The organism is Scytonema millei VB511283 (assembly GCF_000817735.3).
GTDB classification, from domain to species: domain Bacteria; phylum Cyanobacteriota; class Cyanobacteriia; order Cyanobacteriales; family Chroococcidiopsidaceae; genus Chroococcidiopsis; species Chroococcidiopsis millei_B.
Map to the genome: position 1 here is coordinate 169,917 of NZ_JTJC03000004.1, position 21,265 is coordinate 191,181.

The following is a 21,265-nucleotide window of genomic DNA, read 5'->3' on the forward strand; positions in this document are numbered from 1 at the left end:
TTGCTGTTAGAATGATACTCAATAAACTAAACTCAAACAGCGAAAATTGACGCAAAAGCAAATATAATTTCAGCTAAGCTCCGAATTACCTCAAGTCTCGTCACTTTACTAGTTGTTTATGGCTACCATGCCTCCAGCTAAATCTAAACGCGAGCGTGGTGTCATTCTCACTCCTCAAGGATGGCAAAAACTACAACGGGCAAAGCAAGCGGTAGAGGTAGAGTCGAACTGGGGTCGGCGCTTAACTCGCGAACAACTAAGCGATCGCACGGGTTTATCGCTACATACCATTTCCCGCATTCTCCAGCGCCAAGAACGGGTAGATCGGCAGTCGCTAGAGTGCTTTTTTCAAGCCTTCAGCCTAGAATTATCCTCGGGAGACTGTACCATATATGAGTTGCCTGTTCTAGGTGGGGCATCTGGGCAAGAGAATCGACACCAGGACTGGGGAGAAGCGATCGATGTCTCAACATTCTGCGGTCGAGAGGCAGAACTAGGACAACTGCGGCAATGGTTGCTGGAAGAACGCTGCCGTTTAGTAGCATTATTGGGGATTGGTGGCATTGGCAAGAGCGCGTTAGCGGTGAAGCTAGCGCAGCAAATTCAAAATGAGTTTGAACTTGTAATTTGGCGATCGCTCTCCAATGCACCGCTATTAGAAGAGTTACTCGAAAGCATATTGCAATTTCTGCTCCAGAAGCGAGGAGAAGATCCAGCCCCACCTGCGAGCTTAAACGATAAATTATCAAAGCTGATGGAATGTTTGCGCTCCTCGCGCTGTCTGCTGATTCTAGACAATGCAGAAACAATTCTACAGTCTGGGAAAGCCGGACAGTATCGTGTCGGCTACGAGGGTTACGGTCAACTACTGCGCTATTTCGGGGAAGTGTCCCATCAAAGTTGCGCGATCGTTACGAGTCGAGAAAAGCCGAAAGAGGTAGCATTTCTCGAAGGCGAATGGCTACTGACGCGATCGCTACTGCTAAAAGGATTGAAACCAGCCCAAGGACGCGAGATATTTCGGCAAAAGGGTCAATTTACGGGAACCCAAACAGAGTGGAACCTCCTGGTGGCTCATTATGGGGGCAATCCACTAGCGTTGAAGTTGGTAGCAGCAGCAACCCAAGAACTATTTGACGGCAGAATTACTCCAGTTTTGCAGTATGTCGAACAAGGGATCTTAATTTTTGAAGATATCCGCGATTTGCTAGAGCGGCAGTTTCAGCGCTTGTCAGCGGTCGAGCAAGAAGTCATGTATTGGCTGGCGCTGCATCGGGAACCGATCGCGATCGCTCAGTTAGCAGAGGCGATGGTGACAACCGCCTATCAGCGCAAATTACCAGAAGCGATTGACTTTTTGTTAAGGAGATCTCTAATCGAAAAGGCTGCGTCTGCGCCGTTCGAGACAAGTGGCAAGAATCTGTCACTCCAACCAATGGTCATGGAGTATGTGACGGAGCGATTCGTCGAGCTGGTAGGTGCAGAATTGACAAGCCAGCAGCTCGATTTGTGCCAGCGGTTGCCATTGATGCAAGCACTTGCTAAAGACTACGTGCGGGAGACGCAAAGACGGCTGATCGTACAACCTACGATTGAGCGTTTGCTGACTCAGTTAGGCAAACGACAAGCGATCGCGCAATTGCGGGAGTTGCCAAACCAACAGCGGCAACGATCGCGCTCTCAATTGGGCTATGCAGGAGGTAATGCGATTAATCTGCTCGTACAGATGAAAACAAATTTGCGATCGCTTGACTTTTCAGAACTAGCAGTGTGGCAAGCTGATTTACGGCAAGTGAATTTATCTGGGGTAAATTTTGAAAAGGCAAATCTGCTGAAGTCTGCGTTTGCTGAAACCTTAAGAAGTGTAGTTTCAGTCGTATTTAGTCCCGATGGCAACCTCTTAGCAACGGGTGATGTAGATGGAAAAATTCGCTTATGGCAAGTCGTAGACGGCAAACAGCTTTTGACACTTGAGGGACACACGGGTTGGGTTTGGTCAGTTGCCTTCAGTCCTGATGGTTTAACTTTAGTCAGTGGCAGTCATGACACTTCGGTGCGGTTGTGGGATGTCCGTACTGGTCAATGCTTGAAGGTTTTGCAGGCACACACGAGCGGCGTGCGATCGGTGGCTTGGAGTCCAGATAGTCAAACTATAGCGAGTGGTAGTTTCGATGCATCGATTCGGTTGTGGGATGTGACTGGTGAGTGTTGGCAAGTTTTGCACGGTCATACGAGCGGAGTTTGGTCTGTCACCTTTGCACCCAGTACGGATACTTGCGTTCTCGCGAGTGGCAGTCACGACACCTCGATCCGACTGTGGAATATTCGGACTGGTCGATGCTTGAAAGTCTTGCCAGGACATACAGGTGGCGTGCGATCGTTGGCTTGGAGTCCAGATAGTCAAACTATAGCGAGTGGTAGCGAAGACTCGTCAGTGCGATTGTGGGATGTGAGGCGCGGTCGGTGTCTTAAAACATTGTACGGGCATACAAATGGAGTTTGGTCTGTTGCCTTTGCACCGGGTCAAGAGACGAGCGCTCTTTTAGGCGATCGCATTCTCGCTAGTAGCAGTGCTGATTCCTTAATCCGGTTGTGGGATGTCAATAGCGGTCAGTGTCTCAAGGCGTTATCGGGACATACTAACTGGGTTTGGGCAGTTGCTTTTAGTCCGAATGGTATTGCCTTAGCCAGTGGCAGCCACGATGCTTCTGTACGATTGTGGGATGTAAAAAGCGGTCGATGTCTGAAAGCTTTATGCGGCTCTACTAATGGCATCCGCTCGGTCAGTTTCAATTTGGATAGTAGTACCCTAGCTAGTGGTAGCGAAGACGCGATCGTGCATTTATGGGATGTCAAGAGTGGTAAGTGTATGCAAGTGCTACACGGTCATTCTAAGGAGGTGCGATCGGTTACCTATGCACCTGTAGATTCCAGTAGCAGTCAAGATGGTAGCATCTTGGCAAGTAGTAGTGCCGATTTCTCAATCAAATTGTGGAACGTGCAGCGGGGTCAGTGTCTCCAAACACTAAACGGACATACCAATTGGGTATTTTCTGTTATTTTCAGCCCTGATGGTCAAACTTTGGCTAGTGGTAGCTTCGATCGCTCGGTGCGATTGTGGGATGTCAAGAGCGGTGAATGCCTGCAAATTTTACAGGGTCACACTGATTGGGTCTGGTCGGTCAGCTTTAGCCCAATCCCCCCATCGGAAGGTTTAGGGGGGATCTTAGCTAGTGGTAGTGCTGATGCGTCGATCCGTTTGTGGGATGTCAACAGCGGTGAATGTCTGCAAATTTTACGCGGTCATGCTGGTTGGGTCTGGTCGGTCAGCTTCAGCCCAATTCCCCCATCGGAAGGTTTAGGGGGGATCTTAGCTAGTGGCGGTGCTGATGCGTCGATTCGTTTGTGGGATGTCAACAGCGGTGAATGTCTGCAAATTTTACGCGGTCATACCAGTGGGGTACGCTCGGTTGCCTTCAGTCCAGACGGCATGATGTTGGCTAGCGGTAGCGATGATTGCTCGGTGCGATTGTGGGATGTGGTGAGTGGCGAATGTCTGCAAGTGTTATTGGGTCATACGAGTTGGGTGTATTCAGTGACTTTCAGCCCCGATCGCCTGTTGCTGGCTAGTGGTAGCCAAGATGAAACGATCGCGCTTTGGGATCTTGGTTCGGGTCAGTGCCTACAAACGCTACGAGCCGACCGACTCTATGAAGGCATGAAGATTGCAGGTGCGGTCGGTTTAACCTCAGCTCAAACAGCTACGTTGTTGGCATTAGGGGCAGTCGATCGTTAAGTTAGTACCTAAGTGGGCGATCTTGCCTGGTCAAAATTCAGAATTATGCCGAAGCTAGATATAAGAAATCGTAGGGGCGGGTTTTGACCAAAAATCTACAGCTCAAGTTGTGAATCTATTAGCTAAACCCGCCCGTACAGGAAATTGGAGAGCAGGGGCTTTTGCATAAATCGAGCGATCGCCACCCATGTAGAGGAGAGGAAAAGGTTTGGATTTGACCCAGACACAGATGAATTTTCAGTTGGAGGAGTTAAGTCATGCAAATTACTCTCGACAACATTACTCAAACAGTCATCGATCACGGTGATGGTGGCAAGGCGCACCCGCGACTTTACGAAATTTACCGCAGCCTAATTACACATCTGCACGCCTTTGCTAAAGAAGTGAATTTAACCGAGCAAGAGTTGCAGTATGGGCGCGATTTTCTCAATCGGGCAAGTCACCATACTCAAGAGATTCCCAATGGGGAAATTCATATGCTGACGGACTTGATCGGCATCTCCGAACTAGTGGAACTGTTACACGACGCAAACGGTACAGCAACAGAAAGCAATCTGGAAGGTCCGATGTACGTACCGGATACGCCAGAACGCAACATGGGCGATCGCCTGGGGATAGATAAAGCAGGCGAACCGCTGATTCTTTCAGGCTACGTATTAGACTTAGACGGTAAGCCAATCGCTAACGCGATCGTCGATGTTTGGCAACCAAACTCTCAAGGACTCTACGATCTTCAAGATCCATCCCAACCAAAAGATAACTTTCGCGGTCGTTTCCGAACCAAAGCGGATGGAATATATACATTTGAAACTGTAGTTCCAACAGGGTATCACATTCCCGCTAGCGGACCCTGCGGCGAGGTATTGGAGCTATTAGGACGGCATACTTGGCGGGCTGCACACATCCATGTTAAGCTCAGCGCTCCTGGCTACACTCCGCTAACAACACAGATATTTATTGCTGGCGATCCCCACATCGATTCCGATACAACTTTCTCAGTCAAAACTGCGATCGCCTCTTTGCAAAAACACGATGCCGTTGACGAACTGATGGCAAGCGGTCGGCACGTACCGTTTTATACTACAAATTTTAATTTTGTGTTGCGATGATGGTGAGTCGGGAGTCGGTAGGGGCGCACAGCCGTGCGCCCGTACTAGGGAGTCGGGACAAATGACAAACAACCAACTTTTAGGAACTTGGAAACTAATTTCAGCGATCGCCATCCTTCCTGATGGAACTATTGAGCCTGATGTGTATGGAAATAATCCAGTTGGATATATTACTTATACGCCTGACAGTCGAATGATGGTGATGTTTGCCAGGAGCGATCGCACTCCCTTCAGTATAGATGTCAAGTCACCGTTGGGTAAGGATATACAAAAACTACCAGTCGCGGAACTAGCAGCAGCTTTTACTAGCTTCAATGCTTATGCTGGGACGTACAAAATAAATGGAAATACTGTAGTTCATCACATTGAAATAGCGTCAATTCCCAATCGATTAGGTACAGACTTAGTTCGCACTTTTAGCTTCAATGGCGATCGAGTCACCCTGAAAACGCCACCTACTCTAAGCGATGGTGTTGTCAAAGTTTTTGAATTGGTATGGAAACGAGTTTGAGCAGTCACAATTCATCCAAGCACCCAATTTCCTCGCTACTCAATCAACTCTATCCATTTTAGAGGAAGTCATTTTATGCGAGTCAAACTTAGCCTCGCCTTGACTATAATCTTCGCGAGTTCGTTCGGCAATCCTATGTTAGTGCTGTCACAGGGCGATCGCTCAGTCAGCATTTTTAATCAACAACAAATCGACGGCTCAAGTCGAGGTAGACCAGGTAGAAGAGAGGGAACGGGTAGCCGTGGTGATTGTCCGGTGGCGAATATTCCGCTCACGGCTTTAGTCCCCGCTAATAACTCAGGTTTAGCAGTAGAAGAGAATCCTACTTTTTGGTTTTACGTACCTGCTATCTCCCAAAAGACGGTTTGGGGAGAATTTTCCTTGCAGAACGAACAAAATCAAAATGTCGATCGCATCACTTTCTCGTTACCCAACAAATCGGGCATTATCAACGTGAAATCGCCATCCACAAAACCTTTAGAAATTGACAAAACGTATTATTGGTATTTTAAACTTTACTGCGATCGCCAAAAATTGTCTGCTCCCGTTTTTGTCTACGGACGAGTACGACGGGTAGCACCGTCACCTAATTTAAAAAACAGCTTAAAAGCCGCGATCGCACCACTAGACCGCGTGACTCTCTACGCTCAAAATGGGATTTGGTACTCAGCCCTCACTGAATTAGCGCAACTCCGTCAAACTCAACCCCAAAACATAACTCTCGATCGCCACTGGACTGACATATTAAGCGACGTTGGCTTAGAAAAACTATCTAAAGAACCAATATTAAAAGTCGTAAGTCGTAAGTCGTAAGTCGTAAGTCGTAAGTAACTGATAACTGATAACTGATAACTGATAACTGTCAAAGCCAATTTCCCACTAAAACATACGCAGCCCAAAAATAGGGAATTTCATAATTTTTCAATAGCGTTAGTTGAGCGCGACGTAAGGCTTCGGCTTTAGTGACTGTGGCGTTTTCTAATTCTTGGTAGAAATGAGTCATCAATTCAGCAGTAGAGCGATCGTCTACCGACCACAGTGTTGCTAGAGTACTCCGCGCCCCTGCACGAACGGCAATTCCAGCTAATCCCAAGGCAGCTTGGCGATCGCCCGCAGCTGTTTGACAGGCACTGAGAACTAACAATTCGATCGCTTTAGGTTGGCGTTGACTGCTTAATTGCAACAATTTATCAAAATCTTTGACTTTAATGAGTTGTTCCCAAGCAAGAATGAAAGTTTCTTCAGCATTGGAACTAAATTCGCCATGAGTAGCAATATGAACGACAGAAAACTCAGCCGCATCTATCTGACTTTGAATATTTTGTTTAGTGAAAGCTTGGTTGAGAAGTTCTTCACTATTAGGAACTTTATTTTGAATTTGCTGCAATTCCAGTAGGACATTTTCGAGTGGAGAGAAATTTCGTCCAGCAATTTGGCGTTCTTTGCTAATTCCAGCAATGAGAACTTTAAGTCTTTGTCGTTGTAAAGGTTGAGGATCGACCAGTTGCAAACCAGGAGCAAGGGCGATCGCATATTTTTCGATCAGATATTGTTTTTGCTGTTTATCATAAAGTACTGCCATTGGTATATTCCGCAAAGAACCATCCAGTACGAATACCAAGGTTTTGATTTTTTGGCGATCGAATTCGGTGACAAAGGGTTGAATTAGCCAGTCATACACCTGCTGAGACAATTCTTTAATATCATTAATTCGGTCTGGTTCTACTAAGAATAATTGCAATTTTTCTATACTATCTTCGATTTCTTGACGCGATCTATAAGTTGTGTAATGGCGTAGTTCTGTTTGATTTGGCAACTTAACAATGACTTCCAAGCGGTCTGGTAAGATAATCGGATAAACGACTGCTGCTGTCGGATCTGTTTTGTCAACTACTTCGTCAATCTGTCTCGGCTTAGCCTGCAAACAAGCTTCACGAAAGAAGTTTTCTAGTTCAGTTAACTGAAGCGCTTCAATTGCATTTCTGGCTTGTTGTAAGTTTTGTTGCTGAATTTGTGTGGTGCGTGATGCAGAATTGCGACTCCCGACTCCCGACTCCCAACTCCCGCTTTCCGATCGCAAAAGCAGATCGACTAATTGCCGATAGACGGGTTCTACGCTGTTTCTAAAGGAAAATTGGATGTCTGGATTGAGAGCGACGAGATCGCTGCGTAGAGATTGTAATGTATTGACTGCTTCAGTGTAGGAGGCGATCGCACCTTTTAAATCTCCTTGTAGTTTGAGTAGATACCCTGACTGCCACTGCCACAAATAAACGATATCATTTGCTTGGATTGCTTGGGCTAGTGTCAAAGCTTGTGTTGTTAATTCTTGGGCATATTGTAGAGACGATTTGTGTAACGTTTGTGCGTCTTCTGGTAAATCCTGGGATTCTAAATACAATCCACCCAAAGCACCCAAAGCATAAGCTTGCGATCGCACATCACCAATGCTGCGGGCTTGTTGAATGGCGGTGGCGAAAATTTGAGCAATTTCTTTCCAGGTGAGAGCATTGTTAACAGTGGCGTGTTTCAAACACCCCAGGCTTTGAGCCAAGTTGATTTGAGCAAAGATGGTGGCATGACTGGGCGATAAATTCGTCAGTTCTGGTTGTAGGTTAGTCCATATTTTATGGATCTGCGCTCGCTGCTGGAGTTCTAGTAATATATTTATTTGATTGACTTTTGCTTGAATTCGTGATGCGGGCAAGGGTGAAGCGATCGCTGCTGCTTGATAATATCGCTCAGCCCTTTGATAGTGAGAAATTGCAGCGTTTTGGCTCAATTTCTCATTTAGTTGACCGATATTACAGCGTAACGAAGGATATATGTCTTCATTGACCATATTTTGCCGCATTTGGACTCGATTACCCCAAGCGCGCTCTGTATTGCCCAAGCTGAGTAATGCTGCACTTATTTCTGAGGGAGATTTTAAACGTTTGGCGAGATCCAAACTTTGTTGTAACACTTTCATCGACTGCTCTAAATTGCCAACCAATTGCAGCACATCGCCCAAATTGCGTAAGGCAATGGCTTTGAGTAATGAATCTGGCTGTTGCTCTAGAGTTTGACTGACTTGCTCTAATGTTGCTAGGGCTTGACGGTAGAAACCTAAACTTTGCCGTGCAAGACTTTGGTTAATTAAGGTGCGAGCGATCGCAACTTTATCGTCGAGGCGATCGTATATGCTAGCAGCTTGTTGCCAAGTTTCTAAAGCTGGTGCTGCCTGTCCTAGTTTGAGTTGTAAATCGGCTTGAATTTCCAGGGTTTGAGCTAAGATTTTGAGATTTTGAGCTGGTAATTGGTAATTGGTAGTTGGTAGTTGGTAGTTGGTGGTTGACTGTTGACTTTCTGCTGGCTCTCTTTCTTCTCCAGCTCCCTCAGCTTCCTCAGCCTCCTCAGCTCCCTCAGCTCTCTTCTCAGCTGGATATCCTAAAAGATTAAGACTAAAGGCGATCGCTTGTGTTGCTTTTTCCCATTGTCCGAGTTGTTGGTAGATAAGAGAAAGATTGCTCAGGGCGATCGCCTGTTGCAGTTTATCTCCTTGAGTTTGAAAAGCTGAGGCGGCTTGCTGCAAAACTGTAACGGTGGCTGAGAATTGTCCAGACTTGTAGAGTTCTCGCCCGCGATCGAGTAATGCTTGAGCATCTGGCTGATTTTGGGCAATTGGACTTTCGATTGCTTGAGCCGATCGAAGTGTAAGCCTGAAGATATGTCCATCTATTTTGGGGATAATTCCCCCAGCAACGATCGATGCAATTGAGACAACAATTACAAACTGACACCACCCGATCTTGCGATCGCTCCTAGCTCCCCTTTTTAAGGGGGTTTGAGGGGATCTCTTAGCCCCCCTTTCCAAGGGGGGTTGGGGGGATCTGCCCTGCCGAAGTCGAGACACAGCAATACCAGCCGCCCTCAATACAGCGCGTGCTTTGTGAAAAATCCGCAGCAGTCTTCTGTGTTTAATCACTGCAAGAACTAGGATGAGATAAAGGCATAAAAGTTTGGCGATCGCCACTAGGTACAGTTGCCACCAAAATCACGTTACCGTTATTGTCATACAACCAGCTTTGAGCTTCTGAAATTGGATTTTGGTAGTTGGTAGTTGGTAGTTGGTAGTTGCTTCCATGTCCCCCATGTCCCCCATGCCCCCTATGTCCCCCATGTCCCCCGTCCCCGACTTCCGACTCTCGTACGGGCGGGTTTTGAACGAAGATTTGTTGTCTCAACTGCCGATGATTTTTCTCTAAACCCGCCCCTACAACTCCCGCCTCCCCCAGCGACACCCAATCAATTGCAACAGGCTCATTACTGCGGAGGGCTTCGTCTGGCAGTGATGGTAAGCCGCCGCGTCCGGTTATGGTAAAAGTATTGCCTTCGTTTGCCGGACAACCTTGAGCAATTAATTTCGTGCGATCTATGGGAATAGTGGGTAACTCTGTTAATCCAGAACTGGGGTCAATTTCTGGGGTGTTAATTTCTACCGCGCCACTTAATTCTGAATTTGCCCCAGAAGCCGTGATGTCACTTTCGGGAGTAGGAGAGTTGCGGAACTGAGTCCCAAAAATACCTTGGGCGTTGATGCGGACATTGCCACCCCGAAAATTCTCGGAATTGGCACTGATATCGCTATTCTCTGTGGGAACGATCGCGAGTAGAGGAGTATCAATGTTGATATTGCCACCATTGCCGTTACCAGAAGCCGTGGCAGATATTGAACTATTGTGGCGCAACAGAAGCAAATCCCTTACCGTAACTTGAATATTGCCACCTTCACCGGATGCTGTTGCTGCTGTAATACTAGCCCGATCGCTTAAGATAATAGAGCGAGCATTGATACTGAGCGTTCCTGCATCCCCCGAGCCATCGTTCCTGACATTAATTAAGCCACCATCCGTAACACTCAACTGCCCTGTGTTAATGGTCATGTTTCCAGCTTTTCCACTTGGCACTGGGGGTAGTTGATAAGCTTGTCGTATGACCTCCCTTCCAAGTGGAGCAGACGCACCCATGTAACTGAAAAGAGAAGACCCTCGCACTGTACCACTTACCTCGACAGACTCAGAAGCGTTGATGGTAACACTTCCAGCATCGCCAGTCGCCAAGGTAGAGGAAGTTACCCTTCCCCCATCCCGAAGTACCAATCTTGACGTGTTGAGGGTCAAGCTGCCAGCATCGCCAGCATTGAAAGTTGAAGCAGCTAAATTGCTGATCTGAAAAGTGGTTGGTTGCCATCCAATCAGTTCTATGAAATCTGTGGCATTCACAGTCACATCCCCTCCTATTCCAGTTCCAATGACTGTAGATGTGATGATTCCTCCATCTAGAACAGTTAACTGCTTTGTTGAAATTGAGATATCACCTGCATTTCCTGTACTTAAATTTGCAGTGCTGATGTTGCTACTCAAAGTGGGATTAATGAGTGAAGACCCAATCAGTTGCATGGAATCAGAGGTACTCACAGTCACCTTGCCTGCTTTACCGGAACTAAAGGAGCGAGTCATTATTGCTGCTCCACCTTGAATCGCTAGCTGCTTGGCAGATATTGCGATATCTGCTCCATTTCCAATACCTTCTGTTTCACTTCTTAATCCACCAGGAAACCTAGCATCTGAGTTAGTTCCACTCATGCTGAGAGACTGAGCAGCATTAATGCTAATTATTCCCTCTTGTTGCTCTTTTTTGTTTTGAATCAAAATGATTGAGCCATCAGTGAGGGATACATTATTGCCTTGTACCTGAATCGAACCGCCACCACTAGCATCGATTAACGCCTGCTGCGATAGCTGAATATCTCCTAAGCGGCTCACGCCTTGATATCTCAGGTCAAATCCCTGAGGAATGGAACTGAGGCTAACTTGCCCATCGCTCACGCTACCTAACTCAATTCGGCCCTGCTCTGCCGTCAGCACGCCGCTTTCTAGATTTATATCACCCCCTACTAACGCAAGTGTCTTTCCTGGTTGTACCTGTAGACTACTTGAGCTACTGTTCCTGGCGATGGGTAAGAATATTGGCTCCCGAACAGATAAATCATACCCCGTACCCTGCACGCGAATTGCTCCTGGATTTTGTCCAAACTGCAAGCCCGTAGGAACGCTAATTGTCAGCAATGGCGTAGTCTGGGGCGCAGTTGCACTAAACTGAGTGCCATCGGCAAATTTCAGGCTACTCGCCGTCGTCCCCACAAACGAGCCACCAATATTTAATCTGGCATTTGCGCCAAAGATCAATCCATTTGGATTGAGCAAGAATAAGTTAGCAGCACCGTTAGCTTGAATTAACCCGTCAATATTAGATACAGATCCACCCGTGACGCGGCTAAAAATATTTTGGATCTCGACAGCATTATTAAAAGCCGCCGTCCCACCCGTAGGAATGGAAAATGAATCGAAACTATGAAACAAATTCGTTCCAGCTTGAGTTCCGCCAGAAATGACATCCGTGTTGCCGGAAGTCGTGACAGTAGTATTGACTGGCAGGGTTGTATCTGGGACGACTTGAGCCAGGACTGACTCAGTGTTGCATAAAGCAGCTAGCACGCCACCATATATGACTATTCTCCTCAATACCCCCCTTGTGAAGGGGGGTTGGGGGGATCTCATCGCCCCCCTTGTGAAGGGGGATTGGGGGGATCTCATCGCCCCCCTTGTGAAGGGGGATTGGGGGGATCTCATCGCCTCCCTTGTGAAGGGGGATTGGGGGGATCTCATCGCCCCCCTTGTGAAGGGGGATTGGGGGGATCTCATCGCCCCCCTTGTGAAGGGGGGTTGGGGGGATCTTCTCTGCCGTAGTCGAGACGAAATGAGACAAAATATGTTCATAGGCAAAAGCCTGCTAGAAAGTGCTACTATCTATAGCGAGACCCGCTAGTGACGGGTGCTGAAAGCCGAACAAAATTGTCAAGAGTCAAGTTAAATAGCCGCTGCACTACCCTCCTACAGCCAGATATCAACAGTATCCAGTGTTTCCCAGGTTCATACCAGGCAACTTAACCCAGTTAAGCTCTGACTTAAGTAGAAAAATATAGAAACCTGCATAATCACCCTGCTGCCGTACCCATAGATAAAGAGTACTGGTTTAATTCATTCGGTCGGAGGGATTTATGTAGTTGTAGATCCGCGCATCGGATCTCGTCAGAGATTTAACTGTGTCGCTCATGGGTGCAGCCTGTTTTTGAGATATTAAGTTAGATCGTGAGGAAAACTTCATGAAACAGCGTGAAGATATCGTAAAAAAATTCTCTACTTTTTTCTGCTTTAATAGCAAAAATTGCTGTTGGCAGGCTGAACTCGAATTAGAACATTCTATGCAATATTTAGTCCAGTCAGACCCAGACGCTAAAGCAGAATTCTGGGCGCGATATTTCTTAAAAGTTTTGCGAGAAATATCCTCAATACCCACACATCACTCTCATACGATCGCACAAATGCACGCCCCTGCTACACATCGCTCTCAGTTAAGAGCTGAAAAGCATATTTCAGCATACTTACAAGAAGCTTGTCTTTGGGCAGCGCAAAAAGCACACAAAAGACTCTCATATTTAAAACACAAATATGTATTAGAAGACTACTTTCAGATTGCTAATCTTGCTAGCTGTTTGCCAGCAAAACTACTCAAAACTTTCAACTTAGAATACTCTCAATCCAACATAGAAGGCTATGCCAAAACAGCGATATTACGTTTTGTTAGCGATAAAATTTATTGTCAAGATATAGAAGCAAAGAGACAGAAATTTTCTGATTACGGTTTGCTCAAAGATTTGAGTGCTAAAGAACTAAAGGAAGCATTGATATTACAAGGAATAACTAGTAGCCAGCTCGATTTACACTCTCTCGCATGGCGATGCTTTGATGACATTTATCAACCAGATCGTAGTCAAGTCAGTCGCATCCTAGAACCACCTAATCAAGAAGATCTACAACAAATAGTCGCCTATTATAACAAGCAGCGCGATCGCCTCAATTTTCCCACAGCCATAGCTACAACAGAAACAATTCAAGCCATGTTAACAACCTGCATCCAAGCCGCACGCGATCGCCGCACGATGCAATTTCTCCCTTTAGATAACTACAGTAATATATCAGATTTCATTCCTACCCCTTTAGATACAGCAATTCAAATTGAAGAACAAGAACAAGTTAAATCTTTGATTGTCAAATTATTTACCTCAATGCCGATCGCAGGTCAAATATTATTTACACTTTGGCAAGGATTAAACTTAACTCAAGCAGAAATAGCAGCGATCGTCCAGCATAAATATCCAGAAATGCAAAAGCAATATCAAGTTGCGCGTCAATTAGGACGATACACGACCAAGTTATTACAAGACTTTTTGCAAGAGTGGAACCAACTTAATCCAGACATTCAAGTTCAAGGCGATCGCGATCTTGAGTATCTCAAAAATTCTTTAATAGAGTGTTTGCGATCGCATTGCGTACAATCCCTCAATTCAATTTTAGAAAAAATTAAAATACAACTGTTCGATGAAAATAAAGTTACTAGTTTTCAAGAGCAAGAAATACAAAAGAATTTGATCGATTATTTTTATCAAGAATTAGCAGTCAACATGAATACCACTAAAAAATCATTAAGCGTAGCAGAAGCTAAAATAGCTACCTTTATTCATGAATGGTTGAAAAGCGAGCAAGTCGTATTCAAAATATAGGAGATACAATGACGCTTCAACTCAACGAATTAGTGACAATCTATCCAGAACATCTTTGGATAGAATTACCATCAGAAGTTCAAGGCAAAATATGGCAAATTGTGACTCAAGAGGCTTATTCTAATCATGCTGCCCGTTGGCGAGGATTTTTGAATCATTTGTGTTTGCATACACTGTTCAATTGGCTGCCAATAGAACCCGAAACACCTATTATCTGCCCGAATCGAGCTGAACTTTCTAGTTTTTGGGAAATAGTCAACGGCACAGTACTAACTGTAGGTAAAACTCGACTCGCACTCATTCCTAGCGATAAAAGCAGTCAAGCAGAATTTCACATTCCTCAAGAGTGGGTTGATATTCCTAACTGGGCAGTCAACTATTATTTAGCCGTACAGCTAAACTTAGAAGCAGGCTGGTTGCGGGTATGGGGGTATGCAACCCATCAGCAAATTAGAGAGGAAGGAAAATACGATCCCATCGACCGAAATTACTGCTTAGAGCCAGAAGATTTAATTGCAGATATTAATATGATGTGGATAGCACGAGAGCTTTTTGCGCCTCAGAAACTAGAGATTAAATCATTACCTAAATTATCTACTGCACAAGTAGAAAAATTACTAGCACAACTTAGTCAACATACTCCCTTCTCGCCTCGTCTTTGCGTTCCATTTGGACAATGGGCAGCACTTATTACTGCTGACAAAAATCGACAATCATTATACCAAAAGCGATTACAATCTCGCAGCTGTGCTGTAAAATGCCAGCCTCAAATTAATAACTTAAGCCACTGGTGGCAAAATTTCTTTACAGGGGGTTGGCAGCCGCTCGATTCACTTTTACATCCTCAACATTTAGCATTTCAATTTCGTCATGAAACGGATGCAAATACAATTCGCGTCCAAGGGGCAAAACTGATCGATCTGGGAATGCAATTAGAAGGTGTAAAAGTGGTGTTATTAGTTGCTCTAACATTAGAGAGCGATCGCAAAGTTAGCATTCGCGTACAACTGCATCCAGCCAGCGGACAAACTTACCTACCAGCCAATCTCAAACTCATTTTACTATCTCAAGCAGGGACAATGCTTCAGGAGGTACAATCGAGAAATCTCGATCGCTTAATTCAACTGAAACGATTTAAATCTCCTTTAGGAAAAAGTTTCGGGATCGAAGTAGCTTTAGGTAATGTCAATATTAGAGAAGATTTTGTCCTCGAATCGCCAATTGGCGCGTAGCCATGAATAAGTTGGTTATTCTCAAACTGGGTAAGGGTGACTTCCAAGCAGGTTTTCCTACGGTAACAGCTCAATTGTGGGAAGATGGTAATCCCGTGCCAATACAATTTACTGGTAGCTTACCTCCTGCACCAGAGTTATACGAACTTTATCAACGCTGGCAGTTACTTTATCAACTACTTTATGAGTCTTTTGATCGCCACTTAGATTGGCGCGGATATATAGAAATAGAAGATTTAGAAATTGATACGGAAGATATTACGCATGTTTCTTCAGTAGAGTTTAGCAATTTATGCAATGAGTTTAAAAATCGATTTAATCTTTGGCTTAAATCCGAAACTTTTCTCAATATTGACCGCAAATTACGTACCAAATTAGCCCCACATGAAGAAATCCTCGTAGCACTAGAAACAGAATCAGACCAAGTACGGCGAATTCCCTGGCATTTGTGGGATTTTTTTGAAGATTACCAACAGGCGATCGCTAGCCTCAGCGTGCCAGAAGTAGATCGAGTTAAACCGTTACGCAAACATTCGCCCAGAAAAATTAGAATTTTAGCTGTTTTAGGTAACAGTGAAGGAATCGATATCCAAAAAGATCGAGACATTCTAGAGCAATTACCAGGCGCACAAACTGTTTTTCTCATAGAGCCACAACGCCAAGAATTAGATCGATGGTTGTGGGATAAACAAGGTTGGGACATGCTATTTTTTGCTGGACATAGTGCGAGTCAAGCTGATGGTGAGACTGGTCAAATTTACCTCAATCGCACCGATAGTTTAACGATCGCCCAATTAAAGAATGGACTCAAAGCCGCGATCGCCCGTGGTTTGAGATTGGCAATTTTTAACTCTTGTGATGGTTTGGGACTGGCAAAAGAACTTGCGGCTCTACACATTCCTCAAATTATCGTAACGCGAGAACCGTTACCAGATTTAGTTGCCCAAGAATTTTTGAAATACTTTCTAGAAGCATTTGCTAGCGGCGAATCTTTCTATCGGGCGGCGCGAGAAGCAAGGGAAAGGTTGCAGGGATTAGAAGATCGCTTTCCCTGCGCCAGTTGGCTACCCGTAATTTGCCAAAATCCCACAGCAGCACCGCTAGTTTGGTCAAATACCTCCCAACATCGCCCATTACCACTGCGTCAAGTTTTCCTCACAATTTTTCAAGCGAGTTTAATTGCAACGACCTTAGTGATGGGAGTGCGATCGCAAGGCATCTTGCAGACATGGGAACTTTCAGCGTTTGATGCCTTGATGCGAATTAGACCAGCCGAGCCGCCAGATCCGCGTATTCTAGTCGTCACCGTTACCGAAGCCGACGTACAGGCACAACCAGCCAAAGAAAGGGGAGCTGCATCGATCTCAGATCGAACGCTGGCTCAACTGATTCAAAAACTAGAGCAATTTCAACCCCGCGCGATCGGTTTGGATATCTATCGCGAGAACCCTGTGGGAGAAGAATATGCAGATTTAGCTCGGACAATGCAACAGAGCGATCGCTTTTTTGCGGTCTGCAAAGCCAGCGAGGAGGATAAAAAATCTGGTGTTGCGCCACCTCCAGAAGTCCCCAAGCAACGTTTGGCTTTTAGCGATGTCGTGCTAGATGCCGATGGCATTCTGCGCCGTCAGCTCTTAGCTATGGCTGCTGCACCTCCTTGCACGACTGACAAATCCTTAAGTTTGCAATTAGCCACCCGTTACCTAGCCGATTTAGGCATTCAACCACAACTGACCTCAGAAAATGATTGGCAGATTGGTAAGGTCATTTTTCAAACTTTAGAGGAGAATACTGGTGGCTACCACAACATAGACAGTCGCGGCTATCAACTCCTACTCAATTATCGCGCTGCTAATCCAATTGCAAAGCAAGTGACAGTTGCGGATGTTTTTCACAATCGACTCACTGCCGATCTAGTCAAAGACCGGATCGTTCTGATTGGTACGATCGCCGAAAGCTTTCACGATTATTGGTCTACTCCTTACAGTTCCAGTCAGTTTCTTCACCAAAAAATGCCAGGAGTCGTTGTACAGGCGCACATGCTCAGTCAAATCCTCAGCGCCGTTTTGGATCGCCGACCGTCGATCTGGGTTTGGTCGCAGTGGAGTGAAGTTTTTTGGGTTTGGTGTTGGTCCGTTGTTGGCGGCATACTCGCTTATCGCCTGCAAGGGTTACGTTTGGGACTAGCAGGAGCGATCGCCTTTAGCGTCGTGTATGGAGTTTGTTTTAGCCTCTTGCTACTAGGTGGCTGGATACCGTTGATTCCTGCTGCATTAGCTTTAGTTCTTGCGTCTGCATATGTAGCAGTATATGTAGGATTCAAAACTCAGAAATAGCGCTCGTCTAACACTCAGAAGTTACGCAGTCGATCCCCCAACCTCCTTAAAAAGGGGGCTTTTATTTCCCCACTTTTTAAGTTTAATATGTTGGTTCAGGCGTATTTTGCAATCAACCTTAACAGGGGGCTTTTATTTCCCCACTTTTTAAGGGGGGTTAGGGGGGATCGTCGAGAGCTGAAATTTAAAGTGCGTATCTCCTGACACTGTTATTTTTATTGACTTCAATTTTCGCGATCGCTGCATAATTCGATCGCAACTCCACCCATTACATAGATAAGGAAGAGCGGATAACAACAGCATGAATTTGTCACGAAATTCATGAAAACTTTGTTAAATAACTAAAATCTATGCACGCCAAAACTACTTCTTACTCACTAGATCGAGTAGATGTTGACATACAACTCAAAAATCGCCGTTCTAAATTATCGATGATTTGGGTGAAAGAGTTTGACGGCAAACGTCATCATTTAGTAGCACGATGGATTTCACAAGATTCGTAAATAGTTTGTTTAAAATCCAATCTCCATTGCAAGCAACTTCATAAACGGAAAAAAAATGAAAATCAACTCTGTTAGACACCAAGCTTTTCTTCATTTGATGAATAACTTTCAAGCTCAGAGACTTCAGCGTTTGCGTTTGCTGGGTCGTTCGATGAATACAATTGGCATTTACGACTTGAGATCGGAGTTCAGACAAGAATAATCTAGATTCAAACAGATTTGTAGCTTTGTAAAACAATAACTTACCAAGTAATCATGTCATACCAAGAAGAAAAAATGAAACAAATTGAAGCGATCGTTCCTGCTGACAGTTTGGCTTTATTTAAAACTGTTCTTGTCAATGCTGAGATTATCGACATGACCGTTTCAACAGTCCGTAAAAAACGCTAATTGTAGGAGATTTTGATATGGATAACGTAACTGCTCCAAACCATGCACCTGTTCTCACACCACCGGAAATTACATTAATCCCAAACAATTCACTCTTGACCGAGACACCAGAAGAAGGACGGCAACTTGCAGTTAAAATGGCACGGCTGATTATTAAGTTGACTCAACCTGATGAAGAAAAGCGCAAACAACTGCGCAAGGTTTATGACAATGATGCCATGATGCTAATTGCCGCGAGTCAAGTTGTTGCCGCAGAATTTGCCACGATCGCCGCTGCTAATAACTACTGGCGAAAGTAGCATTTCAATAATCAGTCATGTGTTCTGAATATCAGGAGAAATACGCGATGAAACTTTTGATTCGAGCGATCGTTAGCTTTTTTGTCTTCGTTGTCGATGTTATCTACGGTAATCGTTCTTACGCTCGGTTTTACGTGCTAGAAACGATCGCTCGCGTGCCTTATTTTTCCTATCTATCGGTGCTGCATCTCTACGAGACTCTTGGCTCTTGGCGTAAAGCAGACTGGTTGAAAGTTCACTTTGCCCAAACCTGGAACGAATTACATCACCTATTGATTATGGAATCTTTGGGGGGCGATCGCCACTGGCTCGATCGCTTCATCGCTCAACATATTGCTGTGATGTACTACTGGGCGATCGTGCCACTTTACATGCTATTTCCCGAATACGCCTACTACCTGATGGAACTGATTGAAAGTCATGCATATCATACCTATGACGAGTACTTGAAGGCACATGAAGCACAGTTGAAAGCTCAAAGCGCTCCTCAAGTTGCGATCGCCTTCTATCGCGATGGCGATCTCTATATGTTTGAGGAAGTTCAGACAACAGGCGATCGTGAATTTCGCCGTCCTAAAGTGGATAATCTGTACGACGTGTTTGTGAATATTCGCGATGACGAATGGGAACATGTAAAAACAATGGAGGCACTCCAGAAACCAGAAGTGCAACCTACCTTTCACAGTCCTCATACGGTTTTCGTTGCAGCAAAAGCTTTATCGAGTGAAGGAGAAGTTTAAATTGCATCAAAATTATAGTTCCTCACTCAAACTGCCCATTCGACGAATAATTTACAGCTCGCAACTTTTTCATTCTTATGTGCACCCTGGTGTTGAGAAATTGACTTAATAGGCTAATTCGGCACTCATTATGCAACTGTTTTCTTGTAAGAGAGACAACAGTTGTCGATTTGTGTCGTCCATGTGATTCTTTGTCACTCTATCTCTTGGGATGGACTGCTCGGTTACGCTTAAAGGATTACACCTAAAGATAGATAAATAAAATACATAAACCAAGTTTACTAGCGCATCATTCATACTAGATGGAGCTAGAAAATAAGTTTTATAATCTTATTAGAGTCTTTTGGTTAACAACAACTCGAATATCAAATTAAAAGACAACTTCAGCTCTTCAGCAACAACGGTCTCACACAAATGTGACGCAAAAGGTATTGCGGTAACGTTCGTGTCAGATTGTGCTGACTCGGTAACGCAAATAGAGAGTTAGAAGTGTCTGCGTTTCAAGCGCTCCAATTGTCTTATGAGATTCAGTCGCAGGTTGGGCAATTGGACAAGCTTCTTCAAAGGAGAAATCCAAATGAGCGATTTTTGCCCGATTCAGCGATTCGACCACCTTGAGTTCTATGTTGGGAACGCAAGGCAAGCAGCCCTATTTTATTCCAAGTGTTTTGGATTCAAGATCGCTGCCTATCGAGGACTAGAGACTAATAGCCGCGCCACTGCCTCATACGTACTAGAGCAAGGGAATATTCGCTTTGTTCTGAGTACGGGACTGCATCCAGAACATCCTATCTCCAAAAGTGTACTCAAACACGGCGACGGAATTGCCATCATTGCTTTAGAAGTCCCTGATGTTGTCAGTGCCTATCAGGAAACCACTCAACGAGGTGCGGTGGGAGCGATCGCCCCGACGGAAGCACAAGATAACTATGGAGCGTTACGCTACTCTGCGATTCATGCTTACGGCGATACTTTAATTAAGTTCGTCGATCGCAGCAATTATGCAGGTGTTTTTGCTCCTGGTTTTGAACCTCGGAATCTACATGCCAACTCCAAAGGGGTAGGGCTGAAAACCATCGACCACGTAGTTGCAAATGTAGAACTAGGGGCAATGGAACGATGGACGCGATTTTTTGCTGAGACGATGGGTTTTAACCTATTAATACATTTTGACGATCGCGCCATTTCTACTGAGTACTCAGCCTTAATGTCCAAAGTGATGCAGGACAGCACGGGTACGATTAAATTGCCAATTAACGAACCAGCTTTAGGCAAGGCGAAATCTCAGATTGAAGAGTACTTGGAATATTACCACGGAGCCGGAATTCAACACGTTGCCTGCGCGACCGACAGCATTATCGAGACAGTCACTCAGATGCGGGCAGCAGGAGTTGAGTTTCTCTCAACACCAAAAACGTACTACGAAAACTTAGAGGAGCGAGTAGGAAAAATTGACGAGCCAATCGAGCGGCTAGCCGAGTTAGGCATCTTGGTAGATCGAGAAGCAGATGGGTATTTATTACAAATTTTCACCCAGCCAGTGCAGGACCGACCGACGCTGTTCTTTGAGGTGATTGAGCGACACGGAGCGCAAGGCTTCGGTGAGGGGAATTTCAAATCCTTGTTTGTCGCGATCGAACGCGAGCAAACGTTGAGAGGCAATTTGGCGATCGCAATGGTGTGA

At 45.2% G+C, this 21,265-nt stretch carries 14 protein-coding genes; 12 read left to right on the forward strand and 2 right to left on the reverse strand.

Going from position 1 to position 21,265, the window contains the following annotated elements; genetic code table 11:
* Positions 1 to 118: 118 nt before the first annotated feature.
* The 4 genes from QH73_RS15855 (at position 119) to QH73_RS15870 (ending at position 6,229) form a co-directional block, all read left to right on the forward strand.
* Positions 119 to 3,796 (forward strand): NACHT and WD40 repeat domain-containing protein, encoded by a 3,678-nt coding sequence (locus tag QH73_RS15855; protein WP_309476489.1) that lies wholly within the window; start codon positions 119 to 121, stop codon positions 3,794 to 3,796.
* Positions 3,797 to 4,053: 257 nt separating this feature from the next.
* Positions 4,054 to 4,905: a dioxygenase family protein gene (locus tag QH73_RS15860; RefSeq protein WP_039717186.1), complete on the forward strand. Its 852-nt coding sequence runs from the start codon at positions 4,054 to 4,056 to the stop codon at positions 4,903 to 4,905.
* Positions 4,892 to 5,416, forward strand: a complete 525-nt coding sequence (locus tag QH73_RS15865; protein WP_236147045.1) for a lipocalin-like domain-containing protein — start codon at positions 4,892 to 4,894, stop codon at positions 5,414 to 5,416. The genes QH73_RS15860 and QH73_RS15865 overlap by 14 nt, the downstream gene beginning before the upstream one ends.
* Before the next feature lie 75 nt (positions 5,417 to 5,491).
* On the forward strand, positions 5,492 to 6,229 hold the full coding sequence (locus tag QH73_RS15870) for a DUF928 domain-containing protein (protein ID WP_236147046.1): 738 nt from the start codon (positions 5,492 to 5,494) through the stop codon (positions 6,227 to 6,229).
* A 49-nt stretch (positions 6,230 to 6,278) separates the two neighbouring features.
* Here QH73_RS15870 and QH73_RS15875 read toward each other — a convergent pair whose 3' ends face one another.
* Entirely contained in the window at positions 6,279 to 9,383 is a 3,105-nt protein-coding gene (locus QH73_RS15875; protein ID WP_309476490.1) for a CHAT domain-containing protein, read from the reverse strand.
* Complete coding sequence (locus QH73_RS15880; RefSeq protein WP_165587715.1) at positions 9,376 to 11,982, reverse strand: beta strand repeat-containing protein; 2,607 nt, start codon at positions 11,980 to 11,982, stop codon at positions 9,376 to 9,378. Before QH73_RS15880 ends, QH73_RS15875 begins: the two co-directional genes overlap by 8 nt.
* A gap of 641 nt (positions 11,983 to 12,623) precedes the next feature.
* Here QH73_RS15880 and QH73_RS15885 point away from each other — a divergent pair.
* The 8 genes from QH73_RS15885 (at position 12,624) to hppD (ending at position 21,265) form a co-directional block, all read left to right on the forward strand.
* Positions 12,624 to 14,081 carry a hypothetical protein gene (locus tag QH73_RS15885; RefSeq protein ID WP_039717183.1) on the forward strand — a complete coding sequence of 486 codons (1,458 nt, stop codon included), beginning with the start codon at positions 12,624 to 12,626 and terminating at the stop codon, positions 14,079 to 14,081.
* 8 nt (positions 14,082 to 14,089) lie between these two features.
* Positions 14,090 to 15,313, forward strand: coding sequence for a DUF1822 family protein (locus QH73_RS15890; RefSeq protein WP_039717182.1), 1,224 nt, complete (start codon positions 14,090 to 14,092; stop codon positions 15,311 to 15,313).
* A 2-nt stretch (positions 15,314 to 15,315) separates the two neighbouring features.
* Positions 15,316 to 17,649 (forward strand): CHASE2 domain-containing protein, encoded by a 2,334-nt coding sequence (locus QH73_RS15895; protein ID WP_039717181.1) that lies wholly within the window; start codon positions 15,316 to 15,318, stop codon positions 17,647 to 17,649.
* Between the two features lie 350 nt (positions 17,650 to 17,999).
* Positions 18,000 to 18,152 (forward strand): hypothetical protein, encoded by a 153-nt coding sequence (locus QH73_RS15900; protein WP_165587716.1) that lies wholly within the window; start codon positions 18,000 to 18,002, stop codon positions 18,150 to 18,152.
* A gap of 255 nt (positions 18,153 to 18,407) precedes the next feature.
* Complete coding sequence (locus QH73_RS28845; protein WP_286194121.1) at positions 18,408 to 18,542, forward strand: hypothetical protein; 135 nt, start codon at positions 18,408 to 18,410, stop codon at positions 18,540 to 18,542.
* A gap of 17 nt (positions 18,543 to 18,559) precedes the next feature.
* Positions 18,560 to 18,841, forward strand: a complete 282-nt coding sequence (locus QH73_RS15910) for a hexameric tyrosine-coordinated heme protein (RefSeq protein ID WP_052290226.1) — start codon at positions 18,560 to 18,562, stop codon at positions 18,839 to 18,841.
* Positions 18,842 to 18,888: 47 nt separating this feature from the next.
* Positions 18,889 to 19,581: an alternative oxidase gene (locus QH73_RS15915; RefSeq protein WP_132867149.1), complete on the forward strand. Its 693-nt coding sequence runs from the start codon at positions 18,889 to 18,891 to the stop codon at positions 19,579 to 19,581.
* 577 nt (positions 19,582 to 20,158) lie between these two features.
* Positions 20,159 to 21,265 carry a 4-hydroxyphenylpyruvate dioxygenase gene (gene hppD / locus QH73_RS15920; protein WP_039717180.1) on the forward strand — a complete coding sequence of 369 codons (1,107 nt, stop codon included), beginning with the start codon at positions 20,159 to 20,161 and terminating at the stop codon, positions 21,263 to 21,265.

Coding starts and splice junctions, on each gene's coding strand:
- QH73_RS15860 (WP_039717186.1), top strand. CDS start 4,054: ATGCAAATTACTCTCGACAACATTACTCAAACAGTCATCGATCACGGT.
- QH73_RS15855 (WP_309476489.1), top strand. CDS start 119: ATGGCTACCATGCCTCCAGCTAAATCTAAACGCGAGCGTGGTGTCATT.
- QH73_RS15910 (WP_052290226.1), top strand. CDS start 18,560: ATGGATAACGTAACTGCTCCAAACCATGCACCTGTTCTCACACCACCG.
- QH73_RS15885 (WP_039717183.1), top strand. CDS start 12,624: ATGAAACAGCGTGAAGATATCGTAAAAAAATTCTCTACTTTTTTCTGC.
- QH73_RS15915 (WP_132867149.1), top strand. CDS start 18,889: ATGAAACTTTTGATTCGAGCGATCGTTAGCTTTTTTGTCTTCGTTGTC.
- QH73_RS15895 (WP_039717181.1), top strand. CDS start 15,316: ATGAATAAGTTGGTTATTCTCAAACTGGGTAAGGGTGACTTCCAAGCA.
- hppD (WP_039717180.1), top strand. CDS start 20,159: ATGAGCGATTTTTGCCCGATTCAGCGATTCGACCACCTTGAGTTCTAT.
- QH73_RS15900 (WP_165587716.1), top strand. CDS start 18,000: ATGCACGCCAAAACTACTTCTTACTCACTAGATCGAGTAGATGTTGAC.
- QH73_RS15890 (WP_039717182.1), top strand. CDS start 14,090: ATGACGCTTCAACTCAACGAATTAGTGACAATCTATCCAGAACATCTT.
- QH73_RS28845 (WP_286194121.1), top strand. CDS start 18,408: ATGTCATACCAAGAAGAAAAAATGAAACAAATTGAAGCGATCGTTCCT.
- QH73_RS15870 (WP_236147046.1), top strand. CDS start 5,492: ATGCGAGTCAAACTTAGCCTCGCCTTGACTATAATCTTCGCGAGTTCG.